Raw genomic sequence first — 13,358 nt, forward strand, 5'->3', positions numbered from 1 at the left:
GCTTTATTTTAACGCACACCAAAAAACTTTTTAATTTTGGTAAACATTCCTTTGTCTGCATTTTCGAGTGACTGCAGCGGGATGGATTCGCCAAGAATTCTCCTGGCAATATTTCGGTAGGCAATCGATGCTTTGTTATTCGGATTAAGGGCAATCGGTTCCCCATGATTCGAAGCTTTAATTACTTCATCATCATCAGCAACAATACCGATGAGTTCGATGGAAAGATGCTGAGTAACCTCATCAATCTCGAGCATATCCCCATTCTTCACCATATGATTTCGAATCCGGTTGATCACTAATTTAGGAGATTCCATATTCGGCTGTTTCTCCAGAAGACCAATAATCCGGTCCGCATCACGGACAGCAGAAGCCTCTGGTGTTGTGACGACGATCGCCTTGTCAGCCCCAGCCACGGCATTTTGGAACCCCTGCTCAATACCGGCTGGGCAATCTATAATTATATAATCGTAGTCCTGCTTTAATTCGATGATAAGTTCTTTCATTTGCTCTGGCTTCACAGCAGATTTATCAACGGTTTGTGCTGCAGGCAATAAATATAATAAACCATCAAAACGTTTATCCTTTACAAGAGCTTGATGGATTTTGCATCTTTTTTCAACCACATCGACAAGATCATAAATAATTCTATTTTCAAGTCCCATGACCACATCCAAGTTACGAAGACCGATGTCAGTATCTACTAAACATACTTTTTTTCCTTGAAGGGCTAATGATGTGCCGATATTAGCAGAAGTTGTTGTTTTCCCTACTCCACCCTTACCGGATGTAATTACGATTGCCTCTCCCACTTTAATGTCCCCCTTCTAATCTCGTTAAATTAGGTCTTAATTGGATTAATACTTGTAATCTATCAACAATGATTTGACGGTTTTCATCGATGTATGCGCATTCCATTTCCCGCTTTTCATTGCTTTGAAGGCTGTCTGGTGCACTATTTAAGCAATCACTAATTCGAAGCTGAGAGGGCTTCATACTAGATGCAGCAATGATTGCTTCATCATTGCCATAGCAGCCTGCATGAGCGATTCCCTTTAACGTTCCCATGATAAAGATGTTTCCACCTGCAATGACTGTCCCGCCTGGATTGACATCGCCAATTAACAGCAGGTCACCAGGAACTTCGAGGACTTGTCCGGAACGAATAATTCTCGAAACAGTCATCACCTCTGTTTCGGCTATTAATTCCTCAGCTTCATCCTTAGTAATTACATTCGATTCAATTTCATCCACAACAAAATTCTTTTTTTGGCGAATTAATTCTTTTAGTTCTTCCCGCTGTGGTTCGGTTAAATAGCGGTTACCTATTTCCACTTTGACAGAGGTTAAATGACGCTCATCCTGTGTACTGGAGTTGGCTGAAAGTTTATAATCAAGTTCCTTTTTTAATTCATCGTAAGAACAACTATCATCAAGATGAAGGACAAGTCCTTCCTTCGTCCCTTTTATTGTAACATTTTGCCGTTTTTTCATGGAGAATTTTTCACCTCATAATAAGAAAGCAATTTCGAAACAAGTCCATTCGAGAGGAATATGACTCCTCTTACCTATTTCGAATCAATAGTCATACTATCCTAATAAAATTTCGACACGATGCGTCCATTCTCCTCTTTTTTAATGAAAAATCATTCAGCTCTTATTGCTTCTGAATGTTTCTCAAAAAGCCACTTTAATGGGTAGGCAGCAATGAGTGTAACAACAGCATTTAGGATAAGGCTTGGGTAAAAACGCAAGTTCATATAGCCGATAAAATCCAGGTCTGTAACATGGATTAAATAGTTCATTTCATACACACCAATCTCTAGTAGTGAGACACCGAAGATGGCCGCAAGAAAGGCCGTAATAAGATTGGCTTGTAAAACCTGCAATAGTTTATAAACCAAATAAGAGATAAATGGAAATAGGAAAAAGTAAATCCCGATAATTTCAACGTATACGACATCATATAAAAGTCCAAAAATAGCCGCATAAATAATTCCATGTTTTCTTCCGACAAAAATCGTTAAAAACAAAATAGCAATAAAAAGAAAGTGTGGGACAAATATTCGTTCAAACCCGAAAACCTTTTCGGGTAAATACTCCACAAAAAGACTTTCTACAATAAAAAGCAATAGAAATAAAAGAGGAAGAAGGAATTTTCTCACAAATCTTTCTCCTTCCCATCTGTTGATTCCATATTCACTGGCTGGGTCATTAATCTTTTTATGACAATGACATTTTCAATATCATAAAAGTCTGCACCAGGCTGCACTAAGGCCGTTTGATTTAATCCATACTGATCGGGCTTTACGTCAACCACTTTACCAATCAGCAACCCTTTCGGAAAAACGCCGCCTAGGCCAGAAGTGATCACTTTTTGCCCTTTTTCAATTTTTTCACCGGATGGTATTGCCTTAATTAATAATAATTTCCGTTTGTCATCAAATCCTTGGACAAATCCATAAACATCTTTCTTGCCCTGCACAACAGCAGATATACGATTTTTTGGATCCATCGCACTTAATAGTTGGATGGTTGAACTAAATTGTGTTACATTTTTAACTTTACCAACCAAGCCGGTTGCCGTAACAACAGCCATATTTTTCTTGATGCCGTTTAGTTTGCCTTTGTCGATAATAATCATTTCATGCCAACGATCAGGGTTTCTGCCAATTACGGTAGCTGGTAATGGTTTGAAGTCTCTCAGGGTTCTTTTTTCACCGAGAATGTCACGTAATTCTTTATTATCCTGTTTCAGTTCTTGTACTTGTGCTTCAAGATTGACAAGATTTTCGACCCGCGATTTTAGTTCTTTATTCTCATCGTATGTATTTTGCAAATCCTGGAGATTTTCAAAAAAGCCTGTCACAAAATGAGTAGGCTTTGAAACCAGGGATTGAACCCAGCCGGTGGTATCTTTTAGAAATTGCTCCGGCCAGGATAGTTTACTTCTCTCCCTTAAAGAAAACCCAATCAATGCCACGAGAACAATGATGCTGACAAGCAAAATAATCAGACGTTTATTCAGAAAGAACTGTGGCATGATTATACACCTCTATTTTTTTCTAGATAAAAAGTATCGTTTTTTTCATTTGAATAATCCTTATGTGCCGAATAGCACAATCTACATTAACGTGAATCTCTTGATTTATTTTTAAATAAATGAATATGATCCAATGCTTTTCCTGTCCCAATGGCCACACAATCAAGCGGATTCTCAGCAATCAGCACCGGCATTTTCGTTTCTTCACTAATAACCTTGTCCAAATTGCGGAGTAATGCACCGCCGCCGGTTAGAACAATCCCGCGGTCCATAATATCTGCCGCAAGTTCAGGTGGTGTTTTTTCCAATGTATTCTTGACTGCCTCGACAATCGCAGAGACGGTATCTCTTAATGCTCCAGCAATTTCTTTGGCCGTGATTTCAATCGTCTTTGGCAGGCCGGTTAATAAGTCTCGGCCGCGAATTTCCATATTGTCGACACCCTCAGCGTCCCCTGCCGAGCCAATCTCCATTTTAATAGTTTCCGCTGTACGGTCACCGATCATCAAATTATAATTTTTTCGAATATAAGTAATAATCGAATCGTCCATTTCATCGCCAGCTACTCGAATGGATATACTTGTAACGATGCCGCCTAATGAAATGATGGCGACTTCAGTAGTTCCCCCGCCAATATCAACCACCATGCTGCCGGTTGGTTCCCAAACTGGTAAATTGGCACCAATTGCTGCTGCGAACGGCTCTTCAATCGTATACGCATCTTTAGCCCCAGCTTGTTTCGTTGCATCGATGACAGCACGTTCTTCAACTGCAGTAATCCCGGAAGGCACACAGACCATAACGTAAGGATTCCCAGTAAACACGTTTTTACTTTTTTGTGCTTGACGAATATGGTATTTCATCATGGCCGCAGTGGTTTCAAAATCAGCGATGACGCCATCCTTCATCGGCCTTAGTGCCACAATATTTCCCGGCGTCCGTCCAATCATATTTTTCGCGTCGTTTCCTACCGCGACAATGTTTTTTGTATCAGTCTGCATCGCCACAACGGAGGGCTCACGCAGGACAATTCCTTTTCCTTTTACATATACAAGGGTATTTGCTGTCCCTAAGTCAATTCCAAGATCTCTTGCTCTAATTCCAAACATAGTTTTGTATCTCCCTTTCTGAACCGAATGCAAAAACACCAATAGATAGATATTCACCTTACTATCATGTCTATTTTCCTAATATTTATCTAGTTTAATCTTTAAGAAGTCCTAAAAAATCATAACCATTATTATAACTCAACGTCAAATAAAATCATAGTTTATAAATAACCTTTTTCCTTCAAACTCACAAACTTATTTTCACCGATGATCAAATGATCGAGTAAATCAATGCCAATAATCTTTCCGCATTCGACCAGACGCTTTGTCACCTCTATGTCCTCACGGCTTGGAGCCGGGTCTCCGGAGGGATGGTTATGGACCGCAATAATGGAGGCGGCAGACCTCTTTAACGCCTCGCGAAATACCTCCCTTGGGTGCACGATTGAGGCATTTAAGCTGCCAATGAAAATGGTTTGTTTATGAATGACTTGGTTCTTTGTGTTTAAGTATAAACACACAAAATGCTCTTGTGAAAGAAAGCGCATATCATTCATGACATACTTTGCTCCGTCTTCAGGGGAGCGGATGACATAGCGGTCCTTATAGTCGAGGTTTGAAATCCTTCTGCCAATTTCGACGGCGGCGAGGATTTGGATGGCCTTGGCAGAACCAATCCCTTTGATCTCGGTCATTTCTTCTAAAGTAGCTGCTTTTAAAAGACGTAACCCTTCAAAATGAGTTAACAGCCGGTTCGATAATTGCAGGACCGATTCATCTTTTGTTCCGGTTCGCAGCAAAATAGCGATTAGTTCATGATTCGATAAGCTTTGTGGGCCATGTTGAACAAACCGCTCCCTGGGTCTTTCGTCTTGAGGGAAATCACGGATCATTAATGTATTAGTGGACACTTTTTTTCCTCCCCTTATTAAGGGAGTTAATAAACAAAAAAGTTTAATACGGCAACTGGTAGCCTGCCTTTTTCAATTCTCTTACCAATCGTGAAACAGGCAGTCCGACAACCGCAAAATAGTCTCCATTTATTTTTTTGACAAGCATACTTCCGAGCTGCTGAATGCCATATGCACCTGCTTTATCAAGCGGTTCACCACTTTTTACATACGCCCGTATTAAGTCGTCTGTTAACTCCCAAAACCAAACTTCTGTTCTTTCATAAAACTTTGTTGTCCCTGTTTTCGACACAATTGAAACACCTGTAAAAACTTCATGCTGACGACCTGACAAGCTTTTTAACATGGTAAACGCTTCTGCTTCATCTGCGGGCTTTCCTAAGATTTGATTATTCGCAACAACAATGGTGTCCGAGCCAATCACAAAGGCATCCTGGTTTTCTTTAAAAACGGTCTGTGCCTTCCGGTCGGCTAACTCCATTACTACATCTTTTGGAGCGAGAGCTGGGTCAAAACTTTCATCAACTTCACTACTTGAGATCGCGAATGTTAAACGGAGAGTTTCTAGAAGTTCTTTTCGCCGTGGAGAAGAAGAGGCTAAAATGAGGTTCTGCATTCGATCACCTTACCTTTATGGTACGTATTAGGGAGATACAATTCAATCCTATCAGAAATTATAGTCTCAAACAATTTTTATATCATTAAATTTTGATGGAATTTGTAAAATTATGCAGATTTTTTCTTTTTTTTGGAAAGCAAAAAGCCTACCAAGAATTTGATAGGCTTTATTTCCCGGAAAATGTCGATAGTGATTACTTAGAAAAATATACTGACATGAATTTTAGTAAATGCTGCTGTGCGTCACTAAGATTTTTTACGTCTTTTGATTCTTGAAACGCCTTTACTTTTTCGTTTGCACTAACCAATTCTGCTTTTAGATCTTTTATCTTTTCGTTTTTCACAACGGTTTTTAACGGTGCTTCTATTTCTGAAAGGACTTTACTTGCGTCCTCGGAAAGTTCCTTGGTCACAAGGGCATTTGAAGTGGTAAGAGAGATCGTTCGATAAATAGTCGGTACTGCTTTTAAAAAGGTCTTTTCTTTATCCGTGATACCAGAGAACTTTTTTTCGTCTAATAACAATGGCTTAGCAAATACGTCTTCAATCCCGTCTTCTTTATACTGCGCCCCTAAGGCCTTTGCTCCTTCAATCGAATCTGCAACACCTAGAAATAAAAAATACTTGCCATCCATTTCGACTGTTTGAGATGGAACATTTTTCGAAGATAAATTATCTGAAGTGGCTTTTGCTCCAGAATCTGAAGAAAAAACACCGCCTTGAATGACATAGGTCGTTAACTGGGAGATGGAGGCAGATGAAGTATTTTTGGCTTCTGCTGTTTTCGTTTTATTGCTGCTGGCAGGCTTGTCTGTGACCTCAGTTGGTACTGTTGTCACCGTCTTCTCAGTTGGTGATGTGATAACTAACTTCAGCATCACAACACCAATTGTTGTTCCAATTAATATAGCGAATGCTGCAGAAATTAAGATGGATCCTAATGGACGGCCATTTTTCTTTTTGATATTCGATGTGAATGATGTTATTTTCGGCAGGGACGTTTTTTTGCTCGTTGGACTCGGTATAATTTTGAGCTCCCCAATGTCTTGGTCTGAGGACTCAGGAATAATCCAATCAAAGCTTTCGTCAACCGATTCTTGGGATGCCGCCGTCTCACTATTAACATCAGATTCTGATTCTGTATGCTCGGTATTTATTTTTATTACTCTTGGAATTGGATCACTGTTAGTTTCAACCTCATTTTTTGGAGGAACTTCTTGAATGGGCGGGTTTTCTCCATTTAATTTGATCTTAATTGTATTGCCATTATTGGGCTTGTCCACGAAACCGTACTCCTCTCTCTTCCGATGAGTCATTGGCTTCATCCTATCATAAAGACAAAAAAAAATAACAAGACTTTTGTCGTCTTGTTATCGTAGACTTTCGCCAAATTATTTATTAGTTTGGCATGGTGATAATTATGGCTGTGTGTCAGTTGTGGCAGAGAATTGGCTTAGTGGGTTGTCTTTGCCAGCTGGTTTGGGTGCATCGATTTTTGGTAATTCTCCTGCTAAATCATCTAAAGTTGGCATGTAAAATGCAGAAATTGTCAGACTGTAGGTTAACGGCTGATCTTCTTGGTCTAAACTTGTGATCTCTTGGCCGCCTGAATAACTGATAGATTCAACCACGATGATCCGTTTCAACGATTCGAGTGTTTCAATAAACTTTTCTAATTTCTTGTAGTTTGGTGATTCAACACTCAATGAGATGGTCATTTTTTTCATGCCCGTAGTTTGACTAGAGGCTGTTTGTTGTGCCGTTGTGTCCTGTGTTGCTGCAGCTTGTGCAGTGTCAGTTGTAGTTTGTTGACCATTAGCATTTTCAGCATTTGTTTGGTCAGCAGTAGCAGTGCTCACATCCACGTCTTTTGAAAAACTCATTGAACTAATCTTACTATCAGAAATGGTTTCTGCTTTCTCTAAGTCTAAAATTAGCTGTTCCTGTAACGGCTTTACAGGCAGCTTTTTCTGTAACTCCTTCGTACCTTCAGAAGTTTTTTGCGTTTCTTCTGCATTTTTTTGACTAACGATTTCTAAAAGTTTTTGTTCAGACTCAAGTGACTGCTGCTTGAGATCCAAGTCTGTTTTTAAAGGAGCTAGTTTAAAGAATTGAGCATAAACAATGAATAATATCAGTATAAGAGTGACCGCACCAATTATTAGTCCTTGTTTTTTTGAGAAACGGAGTTTCATGATTCAGTCACTCCTTCCTCAATGTTCTTGCTCTTTTGCGTATTTTTCTTTACCACTTCTTTATTCAACTTTAATTCAAATTGACCTGTATAGCGCGGAAGGATATTATCCTTTTCTTTCTTACCCGTTGCACTGCTGGCTGCAGTCTTAGAGGTATTGGTCGAATTGGTATTTGGTGTCGAGGTAGTGGCAGTTGTTTGCTCACCAGTTGTTCCAGATGGTGAATTTGTTTCACTGCTAGAATTGGTAGTTGAATTCGGATTCGTCCCAGTTTGATTCATATCTGATTGATTTGTTTGTGTCGTTGTTTGGGTTGTTGAATCTGTTGAAGAATTCGATGGATTCGTTTGACTAGTTGATGCAGCTGCACTGTCACTTGTCGATTGTTCATTCGCTGCAGCAGTTAACGAACTCAAACTCGATTCTTCAATCCATTTTGATTCATTAAGATTATCTAAAAAGTACGCAGCTTCTCTAGCACTATCAAATTGAACTGTTAGTGATATAGTCCCAGCCTCCGTGTAGGCAAAGTTCTGAATAAAGCCACGCTCTGGTAACAATGATGTCAGATGGCGCATGACAGGAAGTGTCTGAATTGGATATTCATTAGCCCATTCAATCGCACTCTTTAATTGACTAACAGAACTAGTAGCAGCAGCTGTTTCTGCACTTTTATTTTCATTATTAGTAATCCTCTTTGTCATCGTAATTTGTCTATCTAATGATGCCATTTCATTTTTGGCAGCATTGGTTTGCCAGAGGTAAAATGCACCAACAAGTATCAGCAATGCAACTAAACTAGATAAAGTAATGATAAAGCCGATCTTTTTCGGTTCCTTTTGGGGAAGCAGGTTAATTTCTACTAACATTATTGCACCCCTTTTAATGCCAGTCCTAAAGACAGTAATTGACTAGGAGGTAGATTTTCTTTTTTTCCTTTAGAATCTGTTTCAAGAGAAATCTTATCAACAGGTACATCCAATCTCTCAATCATTTCATCATAAATTGCTTGAAGCATCGGATGATCACCGTTCAGTAAAAACTTTGTAATATCACTTTTTTCATTGTTAAGTGTATATCGGTAGAAGTCGCTTAATTTACTAATCTCTCTAAATATATCCTCAAACTGAATCACTAACTCTTCCGCCTCACCGGTATACTTAAATACCAATTTGCCTGTTAAGTCTTTTTTGACATCCCAAATATCTACATTAAACGGTAAAGGAAATTGACGCATAACAAGCGGCACATTTTTTTCAAAAATACAAAGGTTCACACTGGTCAAATCAAATTGAACAGAGAATATTACCTCATTAGCACTGGTATTATCAAGTTGATGATACAGTCGGTACAGTGCAAGTGGAGAAATATCTGCGGCAATCGGGTTAAGCTTCAGCTTAGAAAGTAAGTTTGCATACTCCATTACCTGCTGTTCCGGTGCTACAAATAAAAGTAAATCCCGTGTTTTGCCATCACTTTCTAATGGATAAAAGTCAAAGACGGGTTCTTCAAACGGTAAGTGAATACTTGAGCCAAGTTCTAGATACAAATATCCCTGAATTTCATCATCTTGAATTTCAGATGGAATTGAAACTTTCCGGATGATTACAAGGGGATCAGGTACTAGAAAGCGAATTTGCCGTCTTTGAATTTTCCATTCATCAATACACTCCTCCAGGATGTTTGATAAGGAATCAATATCGGTAATTTTCCCATCACTGATAATACCTGGGGGAAGAAAACGCTCGTTCCATCTCTGAGCAGAAGGTGGATTCACCTGTTTTAACTCTAGCAAGCGAATAGAATGATCATTTAAAACCAGATTAATTATTCGGTTTTTAGGTGTAAAAAGGGAAAAAGACATGTAAAAAAACCCCTTATTTAAAATCCTTGGTTAAGGAAATGTATATACAAATTAATTAAATCCGTTCCCCAATAATAGGCGGTTAAGGTTCCAGCTGCAATAAACGGTCCGAATGGAATTGGCTGACGTCTGTTCACAATTTTAAGAAGCAATGCCAATCCGCCAATAACAGCGCCAAACAATGTCGAAAGAAAGAAGGACAAAAGGACTAGTTTAAACCCTATTACCAATCCAAGTAAGGCATACAGCTTAACATCTCCGCCTCCCATTCCACCTTTGCTGACAACAGCGATGAGAAGGAGAAGTATAAATCCCGTTACGGCACCCAAAAGGCTGTCCCACCATGGGTTTAACGGCCAAAGAATCCGTTCCAATAAAAAAATCCCTGCAAACCAGATTAGAATTTTATCAGGGATGAGCATATAGTGAATATCTGATACTACGATAATCATAAACATTGAGATTAGCGTTAGAGCGACTACTAATTCTCCTGACCACCCGATAACTAAAGGAGCTGTCATAAATAGTAAACCAGTAAGCAATTCAAAAATTGGATAGATAGGAGAAATCCGCGACTTACAGCCGCGGCATTTTCCTCCTTGAAGCAAGTATGAAATTACTGGTATAAGTTCGTATGCTTTTAACTGATGCCCACAAGTGGGACACGCAGAACGGGGAGTATAAATCGATTTTTTAACAGGAACTCGAAGTCCAACAACATTAAAAAAAGAGCCTAATGTTACTCCGTATAGAATTAAAATAAATTTTATCATATTATGGAAGTTTTATATCATCTCTAACTAATTCCGAGGCATCTTTTACAATATTATCAGTACCAACTTTTTTTGTAGCTGCATTTAAGTATGGTACCTCTCCGGATTCTGGATTAAGTTGCTGTAATGTAACAACATATTTAATTTTATTTGAATCAGCACTATCTTTATAAACATTAACTACAGTAGTATCAGGATTATATCCTTTTTTATTTGGATCTTTTAAATCCTCTATATAATTATGTTCGACCAAATATTTTAATGTAATTACATTCGCTGTTGTACTTGTTGTAATTTCCTTTTTTTCATCAGCAATGACCAACCGTGCTGAATTGGCAAGTTGCTGAGCATTTGCAACTTGTGCATCTTGTTTAGTATGATTGATTATTCCTAAAATAGACGGAACAGCAATAGCAGCAAGTATCCCTAAAATAACGATAACTGCAAGTAATTCAATTAATGTAAATCCTTTTTGATCTTTTAGCCTATTTTTTAACATTTGACGCATTAATTTCATCTCCCTATATGGTTCTATAAACCTAGTAATATTGTCTCTTGTAGTATACATTAATTGGCGAAGAAAAGAAATGAAGTTTTTAAGTATTTTGTCCTATATTCTCAGAATTTTTGTGTTCTTGTCGATTATTGATTCATTTGTTGAAATTGGTCGAACATGCTAAACATTGGTACCATGATGGAGGTGACTATAGTTCCTACTAACCCTGCCAAAAAGACTATCATTATTGGTTCGATTAATGATTTTAACCGATCTGTTCCGTTTTCTACTTCTTTTTCATAGAATTCAGCAATTTTGGATAACATTGCGTCTAAAGCACCAGTTTCCTCACCGATGGCAATCATTTGAGTAACCAATGGAGGAAACGCCCAGTGGCTCTCCATTGGTTCTGTCATGGAACGACCTTTCTCTAATGAATCTCGTGACTCTCGAATGACCTTTGCTAGAACTTCATTTTCAACGACTTTTTCTACAATAGACATCGCTTGTAGAATGGGAACTGAACTTGAGAACAATGAGCTGAGAGTGCGCATCATCCGTGCCAGTGCCGCTTTTTGGAGTAAATTACCGAATATCGGCATCTTTAACAAAAAATAATCAAAATAATATTTTGTTTGATTACTTTTTTTAATATAGGTAATTAAAAAGACCAAAGCAAAAATGAACAATATAACAATCCACCAAAAAGACTGCATAAAAGTACTTGCTGACAGGACAAACTTGGTGATTGCAGGCAGTTCGCCACCCATATCATCAAACATCGATACAAATGTTGGGACAACGGCAACAAGTAAGAAAATAACAACAATAATAGCAATAATTCCAACCGCTATCGGATAGGAAAGCGCAGAGACAATTTTTTGTCGTGTGTAATGTTGCTTTTCAAAATGCTCAGCCAAACGATCCAGCGTCTCATCTAAATTTCCGCTGACTTCCCCTGCTTTAACAAGGTTAATAAACATTTGATTAAAGATTTTCTTGTGTTTAGACACAGCTTCAGAAAGAGGATTCCCTTCCCTCATCTCCTGTTCCACATCCAGCAGGGCTTTCTTTAATGCTTTGCTCTCAGTTTGATGGGCTAAAATCGAGGTTGCTTCGACAACCGTGACCCCTGCTTTAATTAAAGTCGAAAATTGTCTTAAATAAATGACAAAATCCTGCAATTTCACTGGAGTTCCAAGCGTTAGGTCTTTAGTCATAAGGGTCTCAGGTACTTGAGTCATTTCAATTACCCTAATTCCCTCTTCTTTCAACTTTTCCATCGCTTCCCACTTAGAACCAGCGTTTAGTGTTCCCTGCCGTTTTCCTTTACGATCCCGCCCACTATATTTAAATCTAGCCATTCATCATCATCTTTTCATGCAGGTATTGCGAAGCAGCTTCTCTTTGGATTACATTTCGATCCAATAGGTCTCTGATACTCATTTCAAGCGTATGCATTCCTTGAGCGCGTGACGTTTGCATCGTGCTTTGAATTTGATGGATTTTTTCATTTCTTATAAGGTTGGCAATGGCAGCGTTATTTACTAATATTTCAGTTGCCGCTTTCCGGCCTTTTTTATCCGTAGTCGGAAATAAACGTTGAGAAATAACCCCAACTAATACAGAAGCTAACTGGACACGTATCTGTGGCTGTTGCCCCGGAGGGAATACATCAATAATTCGGTTAATGGTGGTCGGTGCACTTGATGTATGAAGTGTCCCTAAAACAAGGTGACCTGTTTCAGCCGCAGTTATCGCGATTGACATGGTCTCGATGTCACGCATCTCCCCAACTAGAATCACATCTGGATCTTGTCGGAGTGCTGCCTTTAAGCCACTTGCGTAGTTATTGGTATCGAAACCAACTTCCCGCTGATCAATAATCGAACTCCCATGACGATGTAGATATTCGATCGGGTCTTCTAAAGTAATGATGTGCTTTCGCATTGTTCGATTCATATAATCAATCATCGATGCTAAGGTCGTTGACTTCCCGCTTCCTGTAGGACCCGTTACAAGGATTAGCCCCTGTGGCTTCTCAACCAATTTAGAAATGATATCTGGTAAATCTAGTTCTTCAATTGTTGGTGTTTTGGATGCGACTGTTCTTAAGGCAATTGAAACACTTTTCCGCTGATGATAGGCATTGACACGAAATCTGGATATACCAGGAACACCATAGGAGAAATCCAGTTCTCCTTTTTCCTTAAATAAGTCCCACAATCCTTCAGGAATAATCGCTTTAGCCATACCTTCGGTGTCATCTGGCATGATTTTATCGGTTCCATATCTTCTTAAGTCACCATTTATACGCATCACGGGGGGAACACCGACCGTTAAATGAACATCTGAGGCTTTATATTCAATGGCAGCTCGTAATATAGCGTCAATTTTTTCTTTCATCTT

At 38.9% G+C, this 13,358-nt stretch carries 15 protein-coding genes; all 15 read right to left on the bottom strand.

Annotated features, from left to right (window positions below):
* Positions 1-8 precede the first annotated feature (8 nt).
* Positions 9-812: a septum site-determining protein MinD gene (minD, locus tag ACE198_RS07325; RefSeq protein ID WP_251457577.1), complete on the bottom strand. Its 804-nt coding sequence runs from the start codon at positions 810-812 to the stop codon at positions 9-11.
* A gap of 1 nt (position 813) precedes the next feature.
* On the bottom strand, positions 814-1,494 hold the full coding sequence (gene minC, locus ACE198_RS07330) for a septum site-determining protein MinC (RefSeq protein ID WP_375375098.1): 681 nt from the start codon (positions 1,492-1,494) through the stop codon (positions 814-816).
* A 152-nt stretch (positions 1,495-1,646) separates the two neighbouring features.
* Complete coding sequence (mreD, locus tag ACE198_RS07335; protein ID WP_375375099.1) at positions 1,647-2,165, bottom strand: rod shape-determining protein MreD; 519 nt, start codon at positions 2,163-2,165, stop codon at positions 1,647-1,649.
* On the bottom strand, positions 2,162-3,043 hold the full coding sequence (mreC, locus tag ACE198_RS07340; RefSeq protein WP_098575635.1) for a rod shape-determining protein MreC: 882 nt from the start codon (positions 3,041-3,043) through the stop codon (positions 2,162-2,164). Before mreC ends, mreD begins: the two co-directional genes overlap by 4 nt.
* Positions 3,044-3,129: 86 nt before the next feature.
* Positions 3,130-4,152: a rod shape-determining protein gene (locus tag ACE198_RS07345; RefSeq protein ID WP_251457584.1), complete on the bottom strand. Its 1,023-nt coding sequence runs from the start codon at positions 4,150-4,152 to the stop codon at positions 3,130-3,132.
* Between the two features lie 161 nt (positions 4,153-4,313).
* Positions 4,314-5,003: a RadC family protein gene (gene radC, locus ACE198_RS07350; RefSeq protein WP_375375100.1), complete on the bottom strand. Its 690-nt coding sequence runs from the start codon at positions 5,001-5,003 to the stop codon at positions 4,314-4,316.
* 43 nt (positions 5,004-5,046) lie between these two features.
* On the bottom strand, positions 5,047-5,619 hold the full coding sequence (locus tag ACE198_RS07355; RefSeq protein WP_098574210.1) for a Maf family protein: 573 nt from the start codon (positions 5,617-5,619) through the stop codon (positions 5,047-5,049).
* 196 nt (positions 5,620-5,815) lie between these two features.
* Positions 5,816-6,937, bottom strand: coding sequence for a hypothetical protein (locus tag ACE198_RS07360; RefSeq protein WP_375375101.1), 1,122 nt, complete (start codon positions 6,935-6,937; stop codon positions 5,816-5,818).
* A gap of 102 nt (positions 6,938-7,039) precedes the next feature.
* Positions 7,040-7,816: a GspMb/PilO family protein gene (locus tag ACE198_RS07365; protein WP_375375102.1), complete on the bottom strand. Its 777-nt coding sequence runs from the start codon at positions 7,814-7,816 to the stop codon at positions 7,040-7,042.
* Entirely contained in the window at positions 7,813-8,685 is an 873-nt protein-coding gene (locus ACE198_RS07370; RefSeq protein ID WP_375375103.1) for a PilN domain-containing protein, read from the bottom strand. Before ACE198_RS07370 ends, ACE198_RS07365 begins: the two co-directional genes overlap by 4 nt.
* Positions 8,685-9,680: a type IV pilus biogenesis protein PilM gene (pilM, locus tag ACE198_RS07375; protein WP_375375104.1), complete on the bottom strand. Its 996-nt coding sequence runs from the start codon at positions 9,678-9,680 to the stop codon at positions 8,685-8,687. The genes ACE198_RS07370 and pilM overlap by 1 nt, the downstream gene beginning before the upstream one ends.
* Positions 9,681-9,697: 17 nt before the next feature.
* Entirely contained in the window at positions 9,698-10,453 is a 756-nt protein-coding gene (locus tag ACE198_RS07380; protein ID WP_375375105.1) for a prepilin peptidase, read from the bottom strand.
* Position 10,454: 1 nt separating this feature from the next.
* Positions 10,455-10,961: a prepilin-type N-terminal cleavage/methylation domain-containing protein gene (locus ACE198_RS07385; protein ID WP_375375106.1), complete on the bottom strand. Its 507-nt coding sequence runs from the start codon at positions 10,959-10,961 to the stop codon at positions 10,455-10,457.
* A 134-nt stretch (positions 10,962-11,095) separates the two neighbouring features.
* On the bottom strand, positions 11,096-12,313 hold the full coding sequence (locus ACE198_RS07390) for a type II secretion system F family protein (protein ID WP_375375107.1): 1,218 nt from the start codon (positions 12,311-12,313) through the stop codon (positions 11,096-11,098).
* Positions 12,306-13,355 (bottom strand): type IV pilus twitching motility protein PilT, encoded by a 1,050-nt coding sequence (locus ACE198_RS07395; protein WP_375375108.1) that lies wholly within the window; start codon positions 13,353-13,355, stop codon positions 12,306-12,308. Before ACE198_RS07395 ends, ACE198_RS07390 begins: the two co-directional genes overlap by 8 nt.
* Positions 13,356-13,358: the final 3 nt, after the last annotated feature.

The organism is Neobacillus sp. KR4-4 (assembly GCF_042136325.1).
Lineage (GTDB): Bacteria > Bacillota > Bacilli > Bacillales > Cytobacillaceae > Neobacillus.